At 48.3% G+C, this 24,620-nt stretch carries 18 protein-coding genes; 15 read left to right on the forward strand and 3 right to left on the reverse strand.

Features of this window, described 5'->3' with window-relative positions; translation table 11 throughout:
• The first annotated feature begins 147 nt into the window (after positions 1–147).
• The 12 genes from ACIP6T_RS01285 to ACIP6T_RS01340 all read left to right on the forward strand — a co-directional run bounded on the left by ACIP6T_RS01285 (position 148) and on the right by ACIP6T_RS01340 (position 14,698).
• Positions 148–633, forward strand: coding sequence for an Hcp family type VI secretion system effector (locus tag ACIP6T_RS01285; protein ID WP_400454965.1), 486 nt, complete (start codon positions 148–150; stop codon positions 631–633).
• Positions 634–732: 99 nt separating this feature from the next.
• On the forward strand, positions 733–1,293 hold the full coding sequence (gene tssJ, locus ACIP6T_RS01290) for a type VI secretion system lipoprotein TssJ (protein ID WP_400454967.1): 561 nt from the start codon (positions 733–735) through the stop codon (positions 1,291–1,293).
• Between the two features lie 2 nt (positions 1,294–1,295).
• Positions 1,296–2,642: a type VI secretion system baseplate subunit TssK gene (gene tssK, locus ACIP6T_RS01295; RefSeq protein ID WP_097094632.1), complete on the forward strand. Its 1,347-nt coding sequence runs from the start codon at positions 1,296–1,298 to the stop codon at positions 2,640–2,642.
• The gene (tssL, locus tag ACIP6T_RS01300) at positions 2,642–4,003 is read left to right on the forward strand and encodes a type VI secretion system protein TssL, long form (RefSeq protein ID WP_097094631.1); all 1,362 of its coding nucleotides are present in this window, start codon (positions 2,642–2,644) and stop codon (positions 4,001–4,003) included. Before tssK ends, tssL begins: the two co-directional genes overlap by 1 nt.
• Positions 4,004–4,013: 10 nt before the next feature.
• The gene (tssM, locus tag ACIP6T_RS01305; RefSeq protein WP_097094630.1) at positions 4,014–7,781 is read left to right on the forward strand and encodes a type VI secretion system membrane subunit TssM; all 3,768 of its coding nucleotides are present in this window, start codon (positions 4,014–4,016) and stop codon (positions 7,779–7,781) included.
• 19 nt (positions 7,782–7,800) lie between these two features.
• Positions 7,801–8,484, forward strand: a complete 684-nt coding sequence (locus ACIP6T_RS01310) for a hypothetical protein (protein ID WP_400454970.1) — start codon at positions 7,801–7,803, stop codon at positions 8,482–8,484.
• Positions 8,485–8,560: 76 nt separating this feature from the next.
• Positions 8,561–11,590 (forward strand): type VI secretion system Vgr family protein, encoded by a 3,030-nt coding sequence (locus ACIP6T_RS01315; RefSeq protein ID WP_400456999.1) that lies wholly within the window; start codon positions 8,561–8,563, stop codon positions 11,588–11,590.
• Between the two features lie 78 nt (positions 11,591–11,668).
• The gene (locus ACIP6T_RS01320) at positions 11,669–11,932 is read left to right on the forward strand and encodes a PAAR domain-containing protein (protein WP_097094628.1); all 264 of its coding nucleotides are present in this window, start codon (positions 11,669–11,671) and stop codon (positions 11,930–11,932) included.
• Between the two features lies 1 nt (position 11,933).
• Positions 11,934–12,740 carry a TagK domain-containing protein gene (locus tag ACIP6T_RS01325; protein WP_097094627.1) on the forward strand — a complete coding sequence of 269 codons (807 nt, stop codon included), beginning with the start codon at positions 11,934–11,936 and terminating at the stop codon, positions 12,738–12,740.
• Between the two features lie 18 nt (positions 12,741–12,758).
• Complete coding sequence (locus tag ACIP6T_RS01330; protein ID WP_400454972.1) at positions 12,759–13,556, forward strand: type VI secretion system accessory protein TagJ; 798 nt, start codon at positions 12,759–12,761, stop codon at positions 13,554–13,556.
• 15 nt (positions 13,557–13,571) lie between these two features.
• Positions 13,572–14,063, forward strand: coding sequence for a type VI secretion system baseplate subunit TssE (locus tag ACIP6T_RS01335; protein WP_097094625.1), 492 nt, complete (start codon positions 13,572–13,574; stop codon positions 14,061–14,063).
• A gap of 17 nt (positions 14,064–14,080) precedes the next feature.
• A complete protein-coding gene (locus ACIP6T_RS01340; RefSeq protein ID WP_400454975.1) occupies positions 14,081–14,698 on the forward strand; it encodes a hypothetical protein in 618 nt (205 codons plus the stop codon).
• A 116-nt stretch (positions 14,699–14,814) separates the two neighbouring features.
• Here ACIP6T_RS01340 and ACIP6T_RS01345 read toward each other — a convergent pair whose 3' ends face one another.
• On the reverse strand, positions 14,815–14,985 hold the full coding sequence (locus ACIP6T_RS01345) for a hypothetical protein (RefSeq protein WP_400454978.1): 171 nt from the start codon (positions 14,983–14,985) through the stop codon (positions 14,815–14,817).
• 538 nt (positions 14,986–15,523) lie between these two features.
• Between ACIP6T_RS01345 and ACIP6T_RS01350 the strand changes: the two genes are divergently transcribed.
• The gene (locus ACIP6T_RS01350) at positions 15,524–16,150 is read left to right on the forward strand and encodes a response regulator transcription factor (RefSeq protein ID WP_097094623.1); all 627 of its coding nucleotides are present in this window, start codon (positions 15,524–15,526) and stop codon (positions 16,148–16,150) included.
• 11 nt (positions 16,151–16,161) lie between these two features.
• Complete coding sequence (locus ACIP6T_RS01355; protein ID WP_400454980.1) at positions 16,162–19,791, forward strand: ATP-binding protein; 3,630 nt, start codon at positions 16,162–16,164, stop codon at positions 19,789–19,791.
• Between the two features lie 72 nt (positions 19,792–19,863).
• On the opposite strand, the gene ACIP6T_RS01360 is transcribed toward ACIP6T_RS01355, so the two are convergent.
• Positions 19,864–20,484: a response regulator transcription factor gene (locus ACIP6T_RS01360; protein ID WP_097094621.1), complete on the reverse strand. Its 621-nt coding sequence runs from the start codon at positions 20,482–20,484 to the stop codon at positions 19,864–19,866.
• Positions 20,485–20,525: 41 nt separating this feature from the next.
• Positions 20,526–23,411, reverse strand: a complete 2,886-nt coding sequence (locus ACIP6T_RS01365) for a response regulator (RefSeq protein WP_400454983.1) — start codon at positions 23,409–23,411, stop codon at positions 20,526–20,528.
• 142 nt (positions 23,412–23,553) lie between these two features.
• Here ACIP6T_RS01365 and ACIP6T_RS01370 point away from each other — a divergent pair, with 142 nt between their 5' ends.
• Positions 23,554–24,324, forward strand: a complete 771-nt coding sequence (locus ACIP6T_RS01370) for a response regulator transcription factor (RefSeq protein ID WP_320204457.1) — start codon at positions 23,554–23,556, stop codon at positions 24,322–24,324.
• Positions 24,325–24,620: the final 296 nt, after the last annotated feature.

The raw sequence follows: 24,620 nt of genomic DNA on the forward strand, positions 1-24,620 counted from the left end.
CTGAATCGAATATTTAAGACTCAAAGTAAATGTAATTACTTTGAATTAATTGAGAATACGTGCTGGATATATTCAGTGCAGTAGTCTCGTATCATTCAATGCATCGCATTGAATAATCTATACACAACTAGTCCATGAGAGGAAATTATGGCCCAAGATATGTTTATTAAAATTGATGGCATCGAAGGTGAATCTTTAGATGCTACTCATAAAAACGAGATCCAGGTTCTGGAATGGAAATGGGACGTATTGCAGCCTAAGAATATGCACAGCGGTTCAGGCGGTGGTTCTGGTCGTGCTACTGTTGCTGACTTCGTGTTCCAGCATTATACCGACAAAGCAAGTCCAAACCTGTTGAGCTACTGTCTGACTGGTAAGCATATTAAAAATATCGCTTTCACCGTGCGTAAAGCTGGTGGCGATCCACTGGAATACATGATTCTGAAGTTCACTGACATAATCATTACTAAAGTTGGAATGGGTGGCTCTCATAAAGACGAAACTCGTCCACGTGAAGAAGTTAGCTTCTCCTTCACCAAAGTAACTGAAGATTATGTAATGCAGAATGCTGAAGGTCATAAGTCTGGTGTTATCTCTGCGACTTATGATGTAAAAGCAAACCAGCATAGCTAATTAAGTTCTTGTTACAAGCCCTGCCACATTAAGTGTGGCAGGGTTAAGGAACGCTCGCCTTAATTTTACTTTTACTTATTCATATTAAAGGAGGACGTAATGATTACTAAAATAATGCATCATGCTGCCGCCTCCCATCGGCGTTGGCTAACGATGTTAATCATTTTATCGATGACCAGTATGCTAACGTCTTGCCAAAGCACGCCGAATAATGATTCGAGTGCACATACGGAATCCGTAAAAATTACTTTTGATGCATCCAACACTATAAATAAAAATGACGCAGGAGAAGCAAACCCTCTTCGTATTACGGTGTATCAATTGAATCAACAGCAAGCATTTATGGCCAGTGATTTTATTACTCTTACTGAGAGTAGGGATCCTGAACTTACTAGTCAGATTTCGCTTATTTACGACACAATGATTGTCCCCGGTGAGAAAAAAGATAAAGTTATTGAGACGCCTAAAAATGTTACTGCTCTGGGTGTGATAACGGCCTATCGAGACATATCCGACTCGGAATGGAAGGTGATTTATATTATTCCTGAGAAACCCAAGCGCAGTTGGTTTCAACGTTATTTTAAACGAGACAAAGTTTGGCAGCCTCATATTCAAGTCAGAATGAATAATCTGACAACTTCAGTTAAACCGGTAAATTAATTATGAGAACAAAAAAAGTCGTCTGGAGTGAAGGTCTTTTTCTGCGCCCTCAACTCTTTCAACAGCAAGAGCGTTACCTGGAATATTACTCTCATAAGCGAGCTCTCACCCTTACGCCCTTTTTTTGGGGTTTTTCAGCTTATGAAATTGATCGTGAAGCGCTTTCATATGGAAAACTGGTTCTCCGCGCTGCGAGCGGTGTTCTGCCGGATGGTACGCCATTTGATATTCCAGGACATGCCGATCTGCCGCAGCCATTAACTATCGCACCTGAACATCTTGGCAAGATGATTTATTTGGCTGTGCCGCTGCGCCTGGATAATAGTAATGAAACTATTTTCGATGAGTACGATAGTGGTTCTCTGGCGCGTTTTTACGGCAATGAAGCTGAGCTGAATGATACCAATGCCATTCACCAGGGACCTAAACCTGTGCAGCTGGCGCAGTTGCGCCTCCGTTTGGTGTCAGAAAGCGAAATGACGGAGTCGTGGATTGGATTACCGCTGACGCGCGTACGCGCTATCCAGCCTGATGGCAGCGTATTACTGCATGTTGATGATTACATCCCACCCGTGACAGGTTATGGCGCGAACCAGTTGCTCAGCGAATGGCTGACGCATCTGAACGGTCTGGTAAAAATGCGTGCGGGAATGTTGGCAACGCGATTATCAAACAGTGACGGTAAAGCGAGTGCGAGTGCAGAAATCGTTGATTATCTTTTACTGCAAATCTTTAATAAATATGAGCCATTGCTCGACCATCTGCGCACCATTCCTGAGTTACCACCCATCATGCTCTACCAGGAACTGGCCAAATTTGCGGGCGAACTTTCTACCTTTATACGGGTGAAAACACGCAGACCACGATCGGCGCCAGGCTACAAGCACGCTAGCCTTTATGCCTCTATCCGCCCCCTGGTTGATGATATTCATGAACAGCTCAACCAGATTCTGGTGCGTGCGGGCCAAATGATCACGCTGGAATCACGTGGTAACGGTGTCTGGTCGGCGAATGTGCTGCCAAATGAACTGCGCGGTTTCAGTAATCTGGTTGTCGCGGTATCTGCGCAGCTACCTATGGATATTCTGCAGCATCAATACCTGGCTCAGGCAAAATTCAGTGCACCGCAGCAATTGCATGAACTGGTACGTTCGCACTTGCCTGGCCTGGAAATCCATCCTCTGCCTGTCCCTCCGCGTCAGATTCCCTACAGCGCCGGCCACGTTTACTTTGAACTGGCTAAGAGTGGTCCATTCTGGGATCGCATTGCCAGTAGCGGCGCTATTGCATTGCACATTGCCGGTGATTTCCCTGACCTGAAAATGGAACTGTGGGGGATTCGTGACTAATGAGCGAGCATGACAATTTTAACCTGAACAGCACGTTTTTTGATAACCAGGCGGATACCGATAGTAACGGCCAGGAGTTGGGACATTTCCTGCTCGATGAATCGACCAGCTTTTCAGATTTCAAGACCAATCCGGCGATAAATCATGACGCAATAAATGAACGTTATGACAGCAGTCGTCTGCGAAGTGAAAGCATTCATGAGCGGGTTAATCGCGTTAAAAATGCGTCCCTGCCATTACTTGAAGCGGCGCAGCCATTACTGCGTGCGTTAAGCGAAATGCCCGAAAAAGTGAACGGGAAAGATGAAGCTAATTTGCTGAAGGAGACGCTGAAAAAAGAGATCACGCTCTTCAGCGTCGTCTGCGATGAGGCAGATATTTCCTGGAAGAAGATGGCCATTGTGCGCTATTGCATGTGTACCGCACTGGACGAAGCCGTTCTGGCGCGTTCGTGGAGTAAAGATGTCAACTGGTCGCAAGGCAACCTGCTTAATCACTTTGAAGGCGATAACGATGGCGGCATAAAATTCTTCCTGCTGGTGGGCCGCTTGTCCATGTCACCTCAGGAATATGCCGACGTTCTTGAAGTTCAGTTGATTATTCTCGGCCTTGGCTTCGAGGGGCGTTATAGCATTATTGAAAACGGTGAGCGCCAACTTAATCGCATTCGCCAACGTCTATTGACACTATTACAAAGCTCTCGGGAAGACCGAGGCATGGCTCTGTCACCGCAAGGCGTTCCGGTGCGCAGTGGCAAAAAACGCTATCAGTTTTATGTTCCTGTCCGTATCTCCATGCTTGTCGCCGGAGTATTGATCGCCGGTAGTTTTATCTATGCCAAATATCACTTGATGATCCCGCTTAGCGATATCGTCACTCGCATTGATGCTTCTGCACGTTCACCCATAACCCTGCCTCCAGAACCGGCAGTTGGAAAGCTAAGGTTAGCCGAATTACTTAAGGAAGAGATCGCCCGCAAGCTGGTTACTGTGGACGAAACGCCTGAGCGCAGCCTGGTGATATTCCGCGGTGACGGCATGTTCAAAACCGGCACATTTGATGTGCTGGAAAGCATGCAAAGTATCCTCAAGCGTGTGGCTGAAGAGATCCATCGCGTAAATGGCAAGACGCTGATTGTCGGTTTCACCGACTCGCAACCCATCAATAAGCCTGGCCTTCCGAGTAATCAGGTCCTCTCGGAAAAACGCGCTGCCAGTGTGGCGCAATGGCTGCAACAGGCCGGCATCCCTGCTGAAAATATTCGAGTTGAAGGAAAAGGGGATAGTCAGCCCGTTGGCAGTAACGCCACGCCTGAGGGACGAGCACAAAACCGTCGCGTCGAAATATTAGTTAATTATTAATGGATGAAACATGTCAGTGTTTAATCGAATTTTCTCAGGAACAGGATTAAGACGCTTTTCTCTGATCGCTGTTTATTGCGTGCTGGCGGCGGCGGTTTGGTACCTCGGCCCCTGGTTTGGTTTTGGTGAGGCTACCCCTTGGGCGGGTGCTGAAAACCGCATCATTATGTTGGTGATGCTGTTTGTGATGCTGCTTCTGCGCTGGAATCGTCTGCCACTGTTTTTAGATCTCTCGCTCTTTGCGATGGCGATGGTTTGGACTCTGGGTCCCCATATCATGATTGGGGAAAACTATCCGCTCAAAAGCAATATAAACCGCGGTGCAGTCATTGCTGTGCTGCTGGTATTGACGGGGCTGTATGGACTTTGGCGGCTGTTGCAGGCGCTGGCTGTAAACCCGGCGTTACTTAACTCACTGATGAGTAAAAGGTCAGCTGCGGTAGAAGCTAAACCAGACATGAGCGCTATCACGCAGATCATTGCAGCGGGTGTGAAACATACCCAGCGTGTTCATCGTGCCTTGCCATTGTGGCGCCGTTTTTTCAGCTTCAGCGACAGTAAAACACGGTTACCGTGGTTCATGATAATTGGACCTAAAAACGCCGGTAAAACCACCATGCTGTTCTCATCGGGACTCGATTTCCCATTGCCAGAACAGCTGAATCGTCAGGACCGTGAAAATCCTTCTACCGATAATATTGAGTGCCTTTACACCAATGACGCGCTTTTCCTGGACACCTCAGGTAAATATCTGCAGGAAGCAGAGCATGTTCAGCAGGAGTGGCGTGGCATCTTAGGCGCATTGAAAAAGTACCGTCCTAAACACAGTATTCATGGCGTGGTTGTGACGCTCTCGGTTGAAGATATTTTGCACCGTACTCAGTCTGAGCGCCTCGGTATCGCCGCGGCATTACGCTCAAGGCTCAGCGAGGCGCGAGAAACTCTGGGATTACGTTTTCCGGTATACGTCAATATCACCCGAATGGATATGTTGACCGGTTTTAGCGCCTATTTCCGTAATCTCACAGCGATTGAGCGTGAACAGGTTCTTGGTGTAACGCTTCCCTTTGAACGTCAATCACACGACAGCGGAGCCGAACTGGGTAAGCAGATCAGCGAAACGCTGGCTCAGTTGGAAAGCCGTCTTGGTAGTACGCTTTGCCAGCGTCAGCTGGAAGAATATGACGTCACCGATCGCAAACAGATGTATGCCGTACCGCAGGATTTTCGTTTATTAGCGCAGGGCGTGACCGAAATGCTGCAGCATATTTTCCTGTCATCGCGCTATGACGAAACACAGTTCAATACCACATTGCGTGGCATCTACTTTATGAGTAGCTGTCAGCCAGCCGAAAAGGGGTTGCTCAACAACAACACGGTTGTTCAGCGCTGGCGTAATGTTGTGGAACATCAATATCCTGAAACAGCAGCATCATATGGTCTTCAACAAGCAGAGGGCGGAGTTATCGATAACTCTCCCTGGGGAAAACATTACTTCCTGCGTCAGCTTTTCAGTGATGTGATCAGTGCCGATCGTGATTTAGTCAGTTCCAGCCTGCGCATGCGTACGCGCGATCGCTTGCAGAACTTCGCAGGCCATCTTGCGGCAACGATGCTCGCTGTCTGGCTGATATGGGGAATTGTTACCAGTTTCCACCTGAATGACGATTATCTGGCGACTATTGGTGTTCGTACGACTCAACTGACTGAAAAAGTTGTTGAATATGTTGATCATCCTGAACAGCAGCTGTTACCGGGCGTCCTGTATAGCACGTTGGCATTGAAGCAGTATTTGGGGCTGGATATCAGTAATCCTCCGCTGAACTGGCGCTATGGTCTTTACACACCTGCCACCGTTGAACGTCGTGCGGACAAACTCTACACCTTCTTTTTACAGAATGCGTTGCTGCCAAAATTGCAGTTGCAGGCAGCCATCTCTCTGAACAAAGCCGTAGTCGATAATGATCCACTTGCTGCGTGGGATGCGCTGAAACTTTACCTCATGCTGAATGGTGAGGGAGATGCCGATGCCGGCTTCCTGATTGCCCAGATCAACCAGCAATGGAAAGCCTCAGGCATGATCGATGCTTATGGTGAACAGGAGACGTTTGACAGTCATCTGAATGCTCTTTTCTCCTCGAAAGGATGGCGAGAAAAATCATCGCCAATCGATCAACCGCTGGTTAAGCGCGCCAGGGATATGCTGGTGCAGATCCCGCAAACCACCAGAATTTGGCAGCATTTAAAGCAGAAACTGCAGCTGGTAGCACCGCCAAGTGTCACCCTGCAGGCGATGGTTGACCCTCAGGCGCCGATGATTTTTAAGCAAAATGCTATCGAAAATCAGCCTGAGGGTGTACCCGGCATTTTCACCCGTGACGGGTGGCGAAACCTGGTAAAGAAGCAGCTCGCTACGTCGTTGATCGGCTTACAGCGTGAGGATAGTTGGGTACTGGGAAAGACGGGGCGCGTGGTAAATCCTCTCACGCTGCGTGATGAGGTACTGATTCTTTATCTGCAGGAATATGCGCATCAGTGGCAGCAATTCCTCTCGAGTATTCGTCTGATACCGATGGGGGGACAGCAGAATCTCAGTATGGATGTATCGCTGTTAAGAACTCTGGTCGCAGATAATTCGCCACTGCGCGGTTTGCTGGAACGTGCCGTCAGTGAGACGACTCTGGCGGAAACCAAGGATAAAACGCTGCAAACAGCTTTACAGACTGAGCTGAGAACCGGCCGACTGGTACAGCAAGCTACGCGATTAAAAGACAGTGTCGATTTCCGTGAACAACGGCTTATTCATCAATATGTTGATTTTCCGTTCAGTTCACTACGACTTTTCGTGAAAGGCGATCAAGACGGCACGGGATATAACCCGAACCAAACCGTTGGGCTTAACCGGCTGATGAATCTGCTCACCGATCAGTATACCCGCTATGTGGTTTACAGCAGTGCGCTTGATGAGGGTGACATCCCGGTTATGGGAATGGATAGTTCCCGCCTGGCGGCGGAATCGCGGACGTGGCCTGAGCCAGTGAAGGGGATTTTGATGCCTCTGCTGGGACGATCCAATGAAAGCATCCAAAAGAGCATTGTAAAACTGAGTGTTACAGCCATTGATAATGGCATTGGCCAGGTTTGTCGTAAAACGCTGCAAGGACGCTATCCCTTTGCTAAAAGCCAGCAAGAGGTATCACTCAATGATTTTGAGCGCTTCTTTGCAGTGGATGGTGTGGTTGATAGCTGGTTCAAACAGAACATGGCCGACAAGGTTGATACATCAACTTACCCATGGCGCTATAAAGGCAATGGCGGCGGTGAAGGACTCTCCTTCTTCCAGCAAGCTGCCGCCGTCCGTGATGCATTCTTTGACGCGGATGGACGCAAAGTGTCATTGAATTTGTCTACCCGCGTGCACTACCTCTCTCCGGACATAGCGCAACTGATGCTGAGCGTTGGCGGAGAGACGCTGCGTTACTCACATGGCCCGGTCATGCCGATGGCGTTTCACTGGCCATCAGGTGGATTGACCTCTTCCGTTACGATGACCGGCCAGAGGCTCCCATCATCGGCACTGCCAGATCTGACATTCCACGGTGCATGGTCGGTTATGCATTGGCTGGACAGCGCCGAACGCGTAACGAGCCAGGGTGCAGACAGTCGAATTTATCGCTGGTCACTGGGTGGCAAGCCAGTAGAGCTGGAAATTGGTGGGCTGGGTAATGGCAATCAGAATCTGCAGGGCATGTTGCGCGGATTCCGCTGCCCGGGATGATAAGGGAGGAAATATGTGGATGAAACGCAGCAAGCAGCATGCGCATTTGCTGAGTTTTTTGCCTGAACTTTCCGGGGAAAAGAGTCAACGCAAAAAAGGAGAGATGCAGCGGGTTAAGGCAGAAGTTGCCTCTTTAATTTCGACGCTTGCTCCTGCAGAACCTTCGTTATTAACGCAACCAGAACTGTGTCGTTACCCATGGTGCTTTGTTATGTCTGCAGATGGCATATCGGCGGATCATTATCTGACCGGTGCCCTTGTATTCGATGACAACACTGAAACGCCACATGGCGTTTGTATATTGCTTCGGGCCTCAGAGATGGTGCGGCTGTTGGCAATAGAAGACAGTCTACCGTTTTGGATGATGCGCTCGCTGTCCACGCTAGCGCAACATGACAACCCTCGCCATATTTGCGAACAAATAGAGGCAGATTGCCGTGATTTGGTGGCATCGAGTTTGTCTTCCGGCTGGCGGTCAAAACTATCGAATTCAGCACAGCTTTCACACATTCATACCCGCCTCAGTGACATGCGATGCGATGCGGATTTTGAGCTGGAAGGGAAACGATGTGTTGATGTCATGCCATGGAGGAGTTGGCCTGAGTGCGTTTCGGATTCAGAGTTTCTCTGGCTCTGGAGGCAGAACAGGCATGGAAAAATAATTGAATCACAACGGAAAGCAGTTGTTAACCCGGTGACCTGAGTGCAACGCGCTCAACGTTACTTTTCTGATATCAGGAATGACTATGTCTAGGACGATAACACTAAGCAGTCCAGCGATGCCCATGTTACTGGGTGAACCTGCTCTGGTACTGAATAGAATAAAGGGGGAAGAAACCTTCTCCACTTTATACAGCTATACCTTGCTGGTAAAAACGCCCGCAAATCCGCTTATTCCATGGCAATCTGCCTCGAATGTGGATATCAAGGCGTTAATTGGCAAAGAGATGACCGTCTTCATCGAACTGGATGGAAACGGTCTCGATCACCTCATCGGGATTGGACGCGGTCAACGCGAGATTTCAGGATTGGTTGAAAAAGCGCGCTTTAAAGGGCGCGATGCCAATCAGGCACTTTTCGAGATTGTTATCCGCCCCTGGCTATGGCTGACCACGTTAACCACTGACTACAAAATTTTCCAACAAAAATCAGTGGTCGATATTATCGATGAGGTGCTGGCTGACTACCACTTCTCTTATGAGAAGCGGCTGACAACCAGTTATCCGACGATGGACTATCAGGTCCAGTATGGCGAGACAGACTTCAATTTTATTGAGCGTCTGATGGAAGAGTGGGGGATCTATTGGTTCTACGAACATCAGGACCAAAAGCATAAGTTGATCCTGGTGGATCACGTTGGTGCACACAAAGCCAGCCCAAGTGAAGCTTACCATGTTATTGATTATCAGCCTGAAAATCCTAAAGCCGATGCCGAGTATATCTCTGTATTTGAACATCAGGAGATGTTAACCAGCGGTCGCTGGGTAACCAACGATTATGACTTCACTAAGTCGCGCGCCGATATCCTTTCCATTGATGTCAAAGCAAGAAAAACCAGCTTCAATGAGATGGAGGTATTCCACTGGCCTGGTGATTACGAGCAACCTGCTATTGGTGAGCAGTTAGCGCGTATTCGTACCGAAGAGCGTGGATCAAAGGGCTCACGCGCGGTCGGGAGTGGCGAGCTAAGAGGGATTGTTTGCGGAACGCATTTTGAGCTGGTCGGTTATCCGGTCAACAAAGTCAACCGCGAATATATGGTGATCTCCAGTGAACTGGACATCCAGGAGATCAACGAAGTCACCAATAAAGATATGTTCAGTATTCACTGCAAATTTACCGTGCAGCCGACGACAAAAATCTATCGTCATCCCCAGATAGTTCCAAAGCCACGTACTTATGGTCCGCAAAACGCGATTGTAGTGGGACCGCCAGGTGAAGAAGTCTGGACCGACGAATATGGCCGGGTAAAAGTGCGTTTTACCTGGGATCGTTACGGCATTAACCGTGAATCTGACTCTTGCTGGTTGCGCGTTAGCCAGGCGTGGGCAGGTAATAGCTTCGGTGGTATTTATATTCCACGCGTCGGTCATGAAGTGGTGGTGGACTTTATCAATGGCGATCCCGATCGTCCAATGATCACCGGTAGCTTGTATAACAACGTCACCATGCCGCCCTGGGATCTTCCGGTAAATGCTACACAAAGTGGGCTTATCAGCCGCACTATTGGTGGTGGTAAAAGTAATTACAACGGTGTGCGTTTCGAAGATAAGCCTGGCCAGGAATTGTACTGGGAACAGGCGGAACGCGACATGGATCGCCTGACCAAGAATGATGAAACGCAAACCATCGGTGTTAATTCTGATATTAGCGTCGGTAAGAATCGCACTCTGGTGGTGGGAACGGATTACACCAAGAACGTAGGTGCGAATGCTACTTATGCTATCGGTTCCAATTACAACCTCGAGGTGGGTGCTAATCGCGACATCATCGTTGGGGCCGATTACAGCAAAAATGTGGGGGGCAGTTACTCCAAATTAATCGGCAGCCAGGCAAGCATGGAAATTGGTTCTGGCTACAACATGATTGTGGGAGGAATGCATAAAACGAGTGTTGCCGGCGCAGTTAAGACGGATATTGGCGGTGCGCACAATACCAATGTTGGCGGTGCCGTTAACACCAACATTGGTGGCACCGTTATCACCAACATCACCGGGTCAGTTGAAAAGAACGTCGCCTGCACAGTCAAAAATTATGTAAAAGGCGCCATCATCACCAACGTAGGCGGAGCCATTAATACCAACGTAGGCGGGGCGATCCTGACCAACGTTGGCGGTGCGCAGTTGATTAACGTCGGTGGTGCGCAGATGACCTCCGTTGGGGGCGCCGCCACGCTGTTTGGTGGTGCAATAGTCAGCGTGGGTACGTTAGGTGAGCTGATACTGTCGGGCGATACCGTCAAAATTATTGGTAAATCGCGCGTGGTCATTGAAGGGGGCATCGTTCAGATTAACCCAGGTGATGGGGCGGGTTGTGCCGGTGCAGGCATTGCCGCCGCCGCCGGTGCCGTTGGCGGTGGATTAGGGCTGAGCGCATTAGCAGGGCTTAAAGGTGTAGGCGGGCTGATGTCACCGAAAGCAATCATGGGTGGCATGGCTTTACCTATTCCACTGCCAGTCTTGCCTGTATGGCCGCCTGTTATTGATCCGCCGGTACCACCGCCAATCATTGATCCACCAATCACGCAGCCGCCGATTACGCAGCCGCCGATCACAGAGCCGCCGATTACGCGGCCGCCGATTACGCCGCCGCCAACGGACACGCCGCCGCCGACGGATACGCCGAAGCCGACGGATACGCCGAAGCCGACGGATACGCCGAAGCCGACAGATACGCCGAAGCCGACGGACACGCCGAAGCCGACGGACACGCCGAAGCCGACGGACACGCCGAAGCCGACGGACACGCCGAAGCCGACGGACACGCCGCCGCCGACGGACACGCCGCCGCCGACGGACACGCCGCCGCCGACGGACACGCCGAAGCCGACGGATACGCCGCCGCCGACGGACACGCCGCCGCCGACGGACACGCCGCCGCCGACGGACACGCCGCCGCCGACGGACACGCCGCCGCCGACGGATACGCCGCCGCCGACGGATACGCCGCCGCCGACGGACACGCCGCCGCCGACGGACACGCCGCCGCCGACGGACACGCCGCCGCCGACAGACACGCCGCCGCCGACGGACACGCCGATGCCAACCCCAACGCCGACGCCGACGGATTCGCAGACGCCAGAGCCGTAATGGGACTGGTTAGGTAGATAAACCTTGGGGGGAGAACTCTCCCCCCATTTATAGAGCGCTAAATAAAGGAATAGTGAAATGAAACCAGCAGCTCGGATAAGTGACTCAATAAGTCATGGTGGTAGCATTATTAGTGGTTCAGGGAATGTGATGATAAATAGCTTGCCGGCTGCAGCTGTCGGAATAAGTAATGCGGTGTGTAGCATTGATGGTTCAACAGTCGTCGCTTCGGGGTCTGGTACGGTATTTATCAATAATCAACCTGCGGCTCGTATTAGTGACTCAACAGCCTGTGGAGCAACGATTGTGAGTGGCTCAGGCAATGTCTTGATCGGCGGTTAACATGCAGATTCAGATCATCTGGCCGGAGCTGCATAATGATATTACGTTAGATGAACACCATCAACGTGATAGCCCTGTATGGTTTAGCCCGTCGACAGGCGGCTTTAATGATCAAGCTGTTGAACAAGAAGATCAGGTTATTTTCTGGCTTCAGCAGCAGCAACTGATGTTATGTGTTGAAGCCCATGACTATGTTTGCCTTATAGACGGGCAGCCATTTGAAAACGGTACAACTCGCCTGCTACGAGGAGGGATGCTAATACAGATTGGGCATTACCTGCTTAAGGTCATTGCTCCACCTGCAGATGAACTGGCAAATAGCCTATTACCGGCTGAGGGGGATCTTCCTGAGCTAGAGTTACTGATCAACCACGGCGGCCATTACACGCCCTATGGTGATGATGCAAAGCAAGAGAGCCATCACGCTGAAGAAATTGATCCTCTAAAATCATTAACGCAAGAATATAAGCATTATCTCTTATGGGGCGAGCAACATCACACGCCGCGAGATGTTGAGAAAAAGAATGTCTATTCAAAGCGCGAGCGTTTAAGTGATAACTTAAATGTGAACGAATGCCTTAAGAATAAGACCGTTTCCGAATGTGTCGTCGAAGCAGAAGTCATGATGGAGCGGGTATTTAGAGAGTTAATGATTGATCACGATGATATTTTTGAAACTGAGCAGGATATTAAGATTGAGCTACTGCGAGAAATTGCACCAGAACATCTTAAGCAGATTGAAAAACGTGTCGTTTCAGAATTACTGTATCGCGAACTTTATAAAATGGGGCTGGATAGCCACTTGTAAAAATAATCAGGAAGAGAAATGAAAATTAATCTGAACACTAATAACGAATTTACCGGCATTGATAGTTTGCCTCAGGCCATTGCTCAGGCTGTCGCTGCTGTCAAATCACAGCCAGCTAGCAGTGATTTACGCATGAGGCTGTTCAAACTTTATTGCTTACAGGCTGATTGGGATCGCGCACTACGCCAGCTTGATATCGTAGAGAAGACCGATGACGATACTCAACGCCAGTGTGAACTTTTTAAAAATCTTATTCTCAGTGAACGTTTGCGTCAGTTAGTGTTAGCAGGACAACGCGAGGCCGGCAATCTGGGGGATGCATTACCTGAATGGTGTGAGCTGCTGAATAAAGCGAATGCCTTTTATCACGAGGGAGAAGCCACGAAGGGTGAGGAGTATCGTCACCGAGCGCTGGCAGCGGCTACCGCCATGTCAGGAAAAAGTGAAGGATTAGAAACATTTGATTGGATTGCCGATGGTGACGACCGCCTGGGCCCAGTGTGTGAGTTCATCTTTGCTGGCGGCTATCGCTGGGTACCGTTCTCTGACATTGAAGTGCTCAACGTTGAGAAGCCTACCAGCCTAACCGATCTGATCTGGGCTCCAGCTACAGTGGTGGTAAAAGGTCAAACGCATAAGGGTTATATCCCTTCGCGCTATCCACTTAACAGTGAAAGTGACGTGAGTTTACTGACTGGCTCTCGCACGGAATGGCAGGAAAGCGAAAGCGACCGTTATATCGGGCAGGGCCGTAAAATGTGGGTAAGCAGTAGTGGTGAATGCTCACTGTTTGAAGCGGGCGAAATTAGCATTTAATATGGCAGTCATCTTATGAAAGAGAAAAAGCCCTTTTTACCCTGTCTGCTTGAGCGTTTACTCGATGACGAGCCAAAAAGAGTGGATGAGCCATGGGATAAATTTCACTTCGATCAGCGGATGATGAAAACACTGATTCTGCAAAATATTAGTGAAATTTTAAATAATGCAAATATTGAGCCTCAGCTCGAGCCCGCAAAACATAGTGAAGTTGCACGTTCGGTCATTAACTACGGCGTGTCACCTCAAGTAGGAAGTTATACCAATACGCATAACTGGACGAGACTCGAGTATCTAATACGTGATGCTTTGATTCGTTTTGAACCCCGGCTCATTCCGGAAAGTATTATTGTCAGTCTGAATGGGGAGCGTCGCTCTCCCATTAAGCAGGGGATAATCAGTTTCAATATTCATGCACTGGTGGCATGGTCGCCGCATCCTTTTGATTTAAGCTTAGGGGCTCGCTATGAAGTTGAAACGGAAAGCATTAACTTACAGTTGGTCTAAAGGAAGGGGGGTAAATAATGAGATTAGAAACCATAGAAAACATACCTCCTGTTAAATGCAAAAGTGTTATGGATAAAATAAATTACTTCTTTGATTGGATGGAGGTAGTGCCAAAATATAAGAATATATTTGTTATCGCTAACTCTTCAAAGGTACGTTCTGAACACATTGTTACCGGTTCTCAGGACCTGCTTATTGTATTTAATTATTTTAAACATGAAATAGTGGCGCAACATACTGGAGACACGGTGGTTATTCGTCGTCAGTTCTCCGCACAACCTCTTTTTCATGGTCATTATAGCCCTCTGAATAGAGAAGAAGGTCGCCTTCGATACTTCGCTCTCTCTGATTATTATGATTTTGTGAATGTCGATGATGTAAAATTCCTGGATCCCTTCGACGCTGTTTTCTGTACGGATTTTATCCCCTATGTTTCAGGGGATAAAATGGCCTCCTCAGGATATACCTTACTTTATATTCTCAATCATTATCTTCAGTTACCTATTGCCGGTCCCGATGTCCATATGATTGGCTTTGAATTCGCTGGTTTATCAATGCACGACTGGGAGTACGAAAAACAGCAAGCTGAACGCTTTATTTTCAGCAAGAAAAGGATTGAAGAAGAAAAAGAATAAAGCAGGAGTGAGTATTTTCTGACACAGCTACCGTCATTTGCTGACATTATTTTTATAAAAAATACCGTACCTTGTATCACGTAGCAAAAATTACCATCCCGGTGATAACTACAAGCCTATAAATATAAAAAAGAACGATTTACCTCTTGCCCCGGCTCTCCATCGGGGCTTTTATTATCCACATAGTAATTTTCCAAAAAATGTAGCGCTAATTTACTGGCGGGAAATAACGTCTCGTAAAAATTAAATAATTGTTTTAAAACAATAATTCCGCCGTTCATCTCCATGGTTACTGCCTGTGGCATATCCGTTGTTCTGTGCTCGAAAAGCGGTAATCTCAAACAGTCTTCTGCAAATCAGTAATATATTTGTTGAAAAAATCATTGGCGCAAAGAGCGATTATGAGCGGCAAAGTATAACGTTAGTGTGCAAGCGCTTAGCGAATCAAGTGATCGAACGTTTAGGAAAGCATGGATTTTACCCTCCTCACACAAGGCTACCGCTTAATTGCCATCGGCATTCACAGATACTTTTTCTAAACAGTGATTTAGCTAATGCAGATAACCCTGGAGTGGCTTTAGTTATGTCCGTTTAATTGCCGATTTTTATCCGAAAAAGTTGCGAAAGGTCTTGGGGTTTATTTTTTTACCTTGGGATTAAAAAGCCCCGTAATTTACGTCGCTATGTAATGGCGAGTCGTACTGACTGGCAACAGGATAAGCAATCTCCTACAGATTCATCTGTATTGAACCGCTATCTTAGCCAGCCTCTGTACGGCGTTACGTTCGTGATTTTTAACCCTATTTTCCAGGACATCTGACGAAAATGAAAAAAGTGATCATCGTTGACGATCATCCTGTGATTCGGTTCGCAGTGAAAATGCTACTGGAGCGTACCGAGATGATTGTGGTTGGTGAGACCGATAACGGCGTGGATGCTGTACAAAAAACACGCGACCTCTCACCTGACTTAGTGCTGCTGGATATTGGCTTACCTAAAATAGATGGGCTGCAAGTTTTGGAACGTTTGCGCTCACTTGCGCTGCCGCTCAAGATTCTGGTGTTGACCTCACAGGCTAGTGCGCATTTTGCTCAGCGCTGCCAACAAGCTGGAGCCGATGGTTTTGTAACAAAAACAGATGATCTTAGTGAGCTCACTGACGCTATTCGCGTCGTCATGCGTGGCTACAGCTATTTTCCTCGTTATGACCAGTACTCGCCACTTTTACCAGCAGGTGCTGGCGATGATAATAAACTCTTGGGCGATCTCTCCGATCGTGAGCTCAGCGTGCTGATCCTTATTGCTAAAGGCTTGGGTAATAAGCAGATTGGTGACCAGTTGTTACTCAGTGAAAAGACCATTAGTACCTATAAGCATCGCCTGAAGCAGAAGCTGAATGCGCAGACGCTGATTGAATTGATTGATTTTGCCCGACGTAATGAATTGCTGTAAACGACGGACAAATGCGTACCTTTTGCCTACTCTTCGCCTTCTTGCTCCTCTTGTCCAGCATGCCGCTGGCAGCACATGATTATAAGTTACTCGCGCGTGCCCCCCTGCAGGAGCTGAAGCCGCTTAGTTTTTCAACTACTGAACAGGCCTGGCTATTGCACAAACAGCAGTTGGTGATGGGCATCTTTCGTTACGATCTTCCGCCGTTTGGTATGAGTAATCCGATAGGCGAATACGAAGGATTGAGTGCTGATTATGCCGCCATTGTAGAGCACCAATTGGGTCTGCCATTGCGGGTCGAGATGTTTGAAACCAGAGAGCAGGCATGGAATGCGCTAGCTGAAGGAAAAATTGATTTTCTTCCTTCAGTTAGCCTCTTTAATAGCCACGGTAATTTTGTGCTGACGAAGCCTTATGCCACTGAAAAGCCGATCCTGGCCATTGAGCGGGTAGACGGGCTGCCATTGCCAGACGATCTGGCCGGCGTTAGTGTCGCGATGGTGCGTGATTATTTGCCACTTGAAGAGGTACAAGGTTTCTATCCGAAGGCCAATTTCCGTCTCTACGATAATTTTCAGGATGCGCTTAATGCCGTAAATTTCGGTCAAGCCAGAGCATTTCTTGGGAATCGGTATGCTCTCAATCGTAATTTACTGAGTGATTTGAATATCACCCGTTTTAACTCTATTCCCACCAAAGAAATCAGTTTTGCCCTGAGTCGTCGTAACCCTCAGCTGCTGGCTTTAATGAACAAAGCGCTTGATAGCGTCTCGGAATATGAATCTCTTGAGCTGCTGCGACAGTGGCGCCCTGATTTAAGCAGCTTTGATTACTGGAACCAGCCGCTGCAGTTTACTCTCGCTGAGCGAGCATGGATGAAAGCGCACCCTATCGTCAAAGTTGCGCTTTACAGCGGCAATATGACAGCCCCGATCTCATTTATTGATGGCAACGGTATTTTACGTGGCATGGTAGGCGATTTGCTTACGGTCGTGGGCGTTCAAACCGGTATGCGTTTTAGTTTCGAAGCCGTCGATACCACCAGTGAAATGATGAAACTGGTCAATACCTCAGCTGTCGATATGATCACCACGCTTTCAAGTAGCGTTAAGCGGGATAAGCAAATTTTGCTCACCCGCCCTTATTTGCGTACTCCTTATGCGCTGGTCGTCCGTGGCGATCGAAATGACATTCGCGCCTTGCCAGATTTACGCGGTAAAACGCTGGCTATTCTCGAAGGGTCGGCGGTAGAGGATATGCTGCGTAAGCGTTATCCAGAAATCAACATTCTGGAGCTCGAGAACGGGCAGGAGATGCTGCAAAGTGTTCTGGACGGAAAAGCGGATGCTGCGACCAATGTTCTTTCAATGGCAGAGTACCAGATTAAAACGACTTACGGCTCCAAGCTAAAAATCGTTGGCACGCTTCACGATCATCCTGTGTGGCTGGCTTTTGCTATTGGCCGGGCTGACCCGGAGCTACGCGATGTGCTTAACAAGGTTCTGCTGTCCATTCCTCCCGTTGAACTGGAAAATATGGCCAACCGCTGGCGCCCCAGCGATCTGGTGGTTGTGGACACCACATGGACACGCTTTCGCCCTGTGATTTTTACCTGTGCCATTGGGGGCGGCATCATGATGATTTTGCTGGCGAGCTGGGCTTACTATTTACGCCTTGTGATACGCCGCAAAGCGGCGCTCCGTCGCCAGTTGAATGATCAGCTGGGGCAACTGGAGAGCCTCGTGACCAGCATGCCTTTTCCGGTGTCGTTACGTGATCGGGAAGGACGCCTGACCTACTGTAATGAGCGCTATCTGATTGAAACCGGCGTGGCCTATGAAGAAGCGCTGGGAAAAACCATCAAAGAACATCCGGGCTTACGTACGACTGAACAAGCCGCCTTTTATCATCATCAAATGATGGAGGTGATTGCGAGTAATAAGCCGATATTCGAAGATCGCCGTTACGACTTGTGGGATAACCCGAATAGCTCCATTGGCATCACTGTTTATCAGTGGATCCAGCCCTATCACAATAGTAAGGGGGAGGTGATCGGTATTATCGGAGGATGGCTTGATATCTCTGAACGTGAGGCTCTGTTCGCAGAACTTCGCGAAGCTAAACAGCGAGCAGAAGATTCAAATCGCGCCAAGTCCGTGTTTCTCTCTACCATGAGCCATGAAATCCGCACGCCGATGAACGCGATTATTGGCATGCTGGATATGGCGCTCAAAAAGGGTCGCCGTGACGAACATGATTTACAGGCGTTAGAGGTTGCGTATGAATCGGCCGAAAGTCTGGTGGGTTTGATTGGTGATATTCTCGATCTGTCGCGTATTGAAGGCGGACATCTGGAATATCATCCGGAACCCGTGCATCTGGGAAAATTGATAGACAATTTGATGAAGGTATTTCAGGGGCTGGCTCTGGATAAAAATATCAGCCTTACCAAGCATTTCCCCTCAGAACCCCTTATCCGCGTAATGGTGGATCCGCTGCGTATTAAGCAAGTACTATCCAATCTATTAAGCAATGCGATTAAATTCACTGATTTAGGTGGCGTGACGCTAACGCTCCACCAGACACATGATGAAGCTACCGATATGGTGCACTATCGCATCGAGGTTCAGGATAGCGGAATTGGCATTGATCCGGTCCAGCAATTAAATCTATTCCGTCCGTTCAGTCAGGCTGAAAATCGTCGTTCCGGGACTGGGCTTGGGCTCTATATCAGTCGCAGTATTTGTGAAAATATGGGGGGAACCCTTACGCTCAGTTCTGATAAAGGGGCGGGGACCTGCGCCAGTGCGACCATGACGCTGCCACGCGTGCGTGAAGAAAACAGCACTATTGAAGAAGAAGTTGAGTGTGAGCAGGAAAAGAAACTGCCGGCGATGCGAATATTGGTGGTTGATGATAATGCTGCAAATCGGTTGTTACTGGCTCGTCAATTAAGCTGGTTAGGCCAAGAGGCAGAGGTCGCGGAAGACGGTTATCAAGCGCTGGACCTATGGCAAAAGCAGACTTTCGATATCATCATCACCGATTGCAACATGCCTAATTTGAACGGTTATCAACTGACGCGAATTTTGCGTGAATCAGAAGAGGAACTAAACCGGAAACGTGCGTGGATTATTGGTTTTACTGCCAGTGCCATGCATGAAGTGATGCAGCGCTGTCTGGAAGCGGGTATGGACAGTTGTTTGTTTAAACCCTGCTCAATTACCAGCCTGACGCGCGCACTGCATCTGCATCAGTCGGGGGATGAACTTCCGCCGTTGATACAGGAATCCAAAGAGGTTGAAATGCAAAAAGCAGATCGAGAAATGGAAGCGACCATGATTGAATTGATGGTCACCACGCTGCAGGAAGATCTCACTAAGATGAAGCGGTTGAGGCTGCCGAAAGATAAGTTCAAAATAGCTGACCTGGCGCACCGCATTACCGGTAGTGTGCGAATTGCTCGACAAAACGCCCTGGCGGAGGCGTGTTTGCAACTTGAAGCTGATTGTCGTAATGAATCTTTAAATAGTGAAATGCTGGATTCAATGCTCAGGGACTTGATAATTCGCCTCGAACATTATTTGACTCGCTTACACAGTGCGAAGAAATTGGCAGATGTTTCAGAGGAACATCTTTAAAATAGCTTTTTTAATAATGCCAGCATCTTTAACCATTTCTGAGTAAGAATGTTGGCGTCATTATGCGGAAGATTAAAAGCCATTGCGTCGGGCAAAATCAATAAGCTCACTGAAATTACTGGTTTTCATCTTATGCATTATATTGCGTTTGTAGGTACTGATAGTTTTATTACTCAGTTCCATCTCTTCAGCAATCATTTTATTTGATTTTCCGGCACCTAATTGACGCAGTATTTGTAGCTCACGTCGCGTCAGTCCATTCAGTAAACGCTTATCCGCACGTCTGCGATCGCTGTTATCTGGTTGTAGCGAGGAGAGGGGCAATGAAACCAATTTTCCTTTCGCCAATCCATCCAGCGCTTCGTTCAGCGCTTCTGCGCAGTACTTTTTACTCAGGCATCCCTGGAGTGCAACGCTTGCACCGCGCAGGAGATAGGCTGCACTTTCCGAAGCGGTGTAAACCAAGCAGCGTAGATAGTCTTCTCGCTCACCCGGTTGGCGCAGGTTATCCAGCACGGTTGCAGGCAGCGTGACCGGGTCGATCAACAATAAATCAGCTTCGCCTGAACACGCGGCGGCAAGCAATTGATCCGCGTCGGAGGTAGCCGTTACCACCACATCTCCCCGATCGGTGATCAATCGTTTGAGTCCATCACGCATCAGTGGGTGACCATCATAAATGATTATTTTCATCGGTGAGACCTCCTTGCAATATTAAAAAATGAAGTGCGATTTTAATAAGTCGTGGCATCGACAAGCCCCTCGGATAGTGGTGTTAATAACGACTTAATCTGTTCTACTGAAATGGGTTTGGTGAGACAGGCATTCATGCCTGCGGCCAGGCAGGCTTGCTCAGCATCTTGCAGGCTCATGGCTGTCAGTCCAAATATGGCTAAAGGTAAGCGTGTGCTTTCACTCTCCCGCTGGCGAATCGCCTGAGTTAGCGTGAAACCATCCATTTCTGGCATTGTACAATCGGTGATAACCGCCTTTATTTTTTGACGATGCTGCTGCCACAGCGCTAGCCCATCACGGCCATTGCTGGCGGCCAGCACGCTATATCCCAACTTATTCAACTGCTGCCTTAGAAGCATGCAGGCGGGAGGGTAGTCATCCACAATCAAGATCAGGCCTGGCTTAGCCGGCAATACCAACGGTTGAGAGGAGGTTAGGCTGACTGAAGCAGCACAAAATTGTAATGAGACGAGTGTCCCACCTTGATCATTACGATCGATACTGAGCGTTGCACCTGCGCTCTGCGCCAGAAGCTGACAGTCGGCAAGACTAAAGCCCGACTCAGCCCACGCTGCTACCTGCTCGGAAGTGGCCGGTGAGTGGGTGAGGGTGAAATGTTCGGGCTGACCGTTTCCCTGATCTCCCACTTCCAGCACCATACAAACTCGCCCCTCAACCGGTTCTGTCAGCTGACACAGCAACACTTTTATTTCGCCCTGTGTTGTATGTTTGATGGCATTACGCAGCAGACTGGAGAGCATACGTATTACCAGCAATGGATCGCACTCAACCAGCGGCGTGCTGGTTTCAACATCGGTACTGATTTTCAGCCCCTTTTCTTCGGCTTGCTGGCGATAAAGTGCAACCGTGCTGTTAACCAGCGAGGGCAGGTTGACAACACGCGGGGCAGGTTCGAAATCATCATTTTCGGCGCGGAAAATATCGAATACATCACTGGTTAGCATTTGTAGCGAACAGGCCGACTCATAAGCAGCCTGCAGATTTTCATTATGCTGGCCTTTATCCTGATATCTTGTCAGCTCTACTTCCAACAAACCCAACAGTGAATTTAGCGGTGTTCGCACCTCGTGGCCCATACTCTTCATAAATACACCGTGAGATTTGACGATTTTCACATTCTCTTCGCGCGCGGACTGCAACTGTTCAATCAAGGTTTGCCGGCCGTGCAAATTCCTGACTAGTTCGCGCAGTCTTTGGCGCAGATAACCGATCCATAGCGCTGCCGCCAGCGCTGTCAGCAGCACCGCGCTAAAAATGATTTGCAATAAGCCAAACGAGGGAGACCAGTTTGAATCGTCATTTAACGGTCGTGATACGTTGCGCCAGCGCTGTGCCATCTCAAGAAAAGTGATTGGCGGGGTTTGCTGCAGCGCAAGATCGAGAATAGAAAGAACCATAGAATCACTGTCTGCAACGGCAAAGCTGGCATTTAGCGCTCTGATTGGCAGTACCAGTGAAAAGCGCTCGCCATGCTGGCGGTAGCGATAATAGTGTGCGGTAAATTGATTGGTAATGACGCCCCTTACCTTGCCCTCTTCTAGCCAGGCCATTGCCTGTGCTGTGCTATCGCTCAATTCTAATTGCAGCAGTGGAAACCAGGTCTCAAGCCAGGGGCGCAAAGGACTGTAATGCGGCAATGCAATATGTTCACCACTCAGGTCGTGCAATGAACTGGGGCGCATAATATCCGTTTTCATCAACAATACAGCGGGTGTCATTAACCATGGCGTACTGTGTTGCGGTGATAATGTCGCCGTATCCTGGTAATCGGGAAGGGTAAGCTCACCGGCAATAATGGCTTCAGGATGGCGCTTTATTAGCCTGGTCTTTTCACGATCGCTATGTACGATTTTGTAGTCAAACTTCAGGCCGTAGTGCTCAGTAAAAAACCGTAATATACCGATGGCCAAACCATCGGGTTGCCCATGAGCATTCACGTAGTTAAAGGGGGCACGGCGTGAATCGACGATGACGATCATTTTTGGATGGGATTGCAGCCAATCTTGCATGGGTTTCGTTAGCCCAAGCTGGCTGGGAATAGGTGATGGGATATCGCCCAGTCCCCAGCCCTGTGCAATACGTAAGCGGCTAGCGGCCGGTAAGTGCTGCAAAACTTCATTAATTGCAGCCAATAGTTCGGGTGAAGCCTTATTCACGCCAAAGCTAAAATTAGTGTCACTCTGCAGAGGATGGGGCACTAGCCAAATATGATCGGCCTGCTGATTTCGGGTCAGAATATGGGCTGGAGCAGGATTAATCAGCAAGCTGCTGGTTTGGCCGGGAAGGACATCGTTAGCAACGTGATGATCATTTTTAAAGGGGAATGGCGAACTCACGGGCAAATCCTGAGGCACAACGGCGACGTTATCAAGCTTTGCCAGAATATCCTCTTTTAACGTTTGCGAGTTCAACTCATTATTAGCAGCGGTTATTAGAACATTGTAATCGTATAACCATGGCAATGATGATCTCACATCCTGCCAATTATTAATTGCCGGATTCCACACTGCCAGCAGAGTAATTGCCCCTTTACTTAATGCCGCCAACGCCTGCTCTTTGTCTTCATAGTACTGCAGACGAAAATGGACTTTCAGCGCATTTTCCAGGACCTGCAGATAATCCGCATCTATTCCAGTCAGTACGCCACGTTCGATACCAAAACTGAGCGGAGGAGGCGACATTCCCCACACGCCGACATTAATTACCGGATGTATTTTCAGCCAGGTGCTCACCTTGGGAGAAAATTCCACTATAGGGGGATCGACTTTCATGCGAGGTAATAGCTGCAGCGTTTGAGGAGTTGCAATGAGCATAAAAGGAAGAAAAAGTAGCAACAAAGAGATTATCGGTGCAATGAATTTCATGTTTAGGATGCAGGCATTACTTTTTAAGCGAATTTGTATTTATTATTTTGCCTATTATTGATGAATAAACCTCCAAGGTTAGTCTTGTTTACATTATCTGCTGAAAAGTGTAAGTCATTACTTACAAATGCATAAGCATAGGATGAGCACGGATTATCAGGGTTATCGGTATCATCTGAACGCATTACAGAAGCTGATGTGTGTGAAACCAATGAAATACTCCATTATACCCACCAAGATTTCTGTCATTCTCTTGGATGATCATCCGATGATACGTTATTCGTTCGAATATATGGCATGTCAGCATCCAGATATCGTAGTGCTGGGCTGTTTCAGCAGCAGCAGCGAATTAATGAATTCACTTTTGGTTGAAAAGCCAGATGTTCTGGTGCTTGACTATATTTTGAATGAAGGCGAATTGGATGGCCTTTCTCTGATCCGTAAGATTCTTGCCCATTACCCGGATATGCGCATTCTGATGGCTTCTTCTGTGGAAACACTGGCGCTTATCCGTGCGGCTTTTCAGCTTGGTGTTAGGGGGTACATTAACAAGCGAGAGGAGAGTGCCAATTTTTTCGAAGCGATACGAACGCTTGCTGCAAATAAGCTCTACATTCCCACTGATCTTGACGTAGAATTATCACAACTGTCGGGTTGTAAACGGCGCGCCGCTGGGCTAACAAACGACGATAAGCCCTCGCTACCGATGCGTGAGCGTCTGAATTTACTCCTGACCCCACGCGAAGCTGAGGTTATTTACTGTTTTCTGAACGGCATGACCGTACTGGAAATTGCAAAAAAATTAAAGCGAAGCCGCAAAACCATCAGCGGGCATAAGCAGGCTGGCATGAAGAAATTGGGTATCAATTCAGATCCCGAGCTTTTTAAAATTCACGACGAGTTATTTAAATGACTCCTGAGTTTCACTGAAAGTTACTATAATTCACCGCCATGTTTTTAAGGTGCTCCGCGAGTTTTTGGTTGGATTAATTAATTCAAAAAAGTAACGCTCTCACTTCACAGCAAGCTTTCGGCTTCTGCACGAATATCAGCGAGGCCATTAGCGTTTCCTTCCGCTATCATGAGCGGCGGATCATTTTCGCAGTGCTGATTTTTGCTATCACACGCGGCAAAATGCGCTGCGTGAAATTGCCATTACTCTTGGCTTTTATCCTGTAGAATTTGGCCGATAAGTTTTTGGTCTTCTAA

The organism is Pantoea sp. NPDC088449 (genome assembly GCF_044753225.1).
GTDB classification, from domain to species: Bacteria; Pseudomonadota; Gammaproteobacteria; order Enterobacterales; family Enterobacteriaceae; genus Pantoea; species Pantoea floridensis.

What these genes read in the sequence shown, in the direction of transcription:
- ACIP6T_RS01285 (WP_400454965.1), top strand. Translation starts at nt 148, where the DNA reads ATGGCCCAAGATATGTTTATTAAAATTGATGGCATCGAAGGTGAATCT.
- tssJ (WP_400454967.1), top strand. Translation starts at nt 733, where the DNA reads ATGATTACTAAAATAATGCATCATGCTGCCGCCTCCCATCGGCGTTGG.
- tssK (WP_097094632.1), top strand. Translation starts at nt 1,296, where the DNA reads ATGAGAACAAAAAAAGTCGTCTGGAGTGAAGGTCTTTTTCTGCGCCCT.
- tssL (WP_097094631.1), top strand. Translation starts at nt 2,642, where the DNA reads ATGAGCGAGCATGACAATTTTAACCTGAACAGCACGTTTTTTGATAAC.
- tssM (WP_097094630.1), top strand. Translation starts at nt 4,014, where the DNA reads ATGTCAGTGTTTAATCGAATTTTCTCAGGAACAGGATTAAGACGCTTT.
- ACIP6T_RS01310 (WP_400454970.1), top strand. Translation starts at nt 7,801, where the DNA reads ATGAAACGCAGCAAGCAGCATGCGCATTTGCTGAGTTTTTTGCCTGAA.
- ACIP6T_RS01315 (WP_400456999.1), top strand. Translation starts at nt 8,561, where the DNA reads ATGCCCATGTTACTGGGTGAACCTGCTCTGGTACTGAATAGAATAAAG.
- ACIP6T_RS01320 (WP_097094628.1), top strand. Translation starts at nt 11,669, where the DNA reads ATGAAACCAGCAGCTCGGATAAGTGACTCAATAAGTCATGGTGGTAGC.
- ACIP6T_RS01325 (WP_097094627.1), top strand. Translation starts at nt 11,934, where the DNA reads ATGCAGATTCAGATCATCTGGCCGGAGCTGCATAATGATATTACGTTA.
- ACIP6T_RS01330 (WP_400454972.1), top strand. Translation starts at nt 12,759, where the DNA reads ATGAAAATTAATCTGAACACTAATAACGAATTTACCGGCATTGATAGT.
- ACIP6T_RS01335 (WP_097094625.1), top strand. Translation starts at nt 13,572, where the DNA reads ATGAAAGAGAAAAAGCCCTTTTTACCCTGTCTGCTTGAGCGTTTACTC.
- ACIP6T_RS01340 (WP_400454975.1), top strand. Translation starts at nt 14,081, where the DNA reads ATGAGATTAGAAACCATAGAAAACATACCTCCTGTTAAATGCAAAAGT.
- ACIP6T_RS01345 (WP_400454978.1), bottom strand. Translation starts at nt 14,985, where the DNA reads ATGGAGATGAACGGCGGAATTATTGTTTTAAAACAATTATTTAATTTT.
- ACIP6T_RS01350 (WP_097094623.1), top strand. Translation starts at nt 15,524, where the DNA reads ATGAAAAAAGTGATCATCGTTGACGATCATCCTGTGATTCGGTTCGCA.
- ACIP6T_RS01355 (WP_400454980.1), top strand. Translation starts at nt 16,162, where the DNA reads ATGCGTACCTTTTGCCTACTCTTCGCCTTCTTGCTCCTCTTGTCCAGC.
- ACIP6T_RS01360 (WP_097094621.1), bottom strand. Translation starts at nt 20,484, where the DNA reads ATGAAAATAATCATTTATGATGGTCACCCACTGATGCGTGATGGACTC.
- ACIP6T_RS01365 (WP_400454983.1), bottom strand. Translation starts at nt 23,411, where the DNA reads ATGAAATTCATTGCACCGATAATCTCTTTGTTGCTACTTTTTCTTCCT.
- ACIP6T_RS01370 (WP_320204457.1), top strand. Translation starts at nt 23,554, where the DNA reads ATGAGCACGGATTATCAGGGTTATCGGTATCATCTGAACGCATTACAG.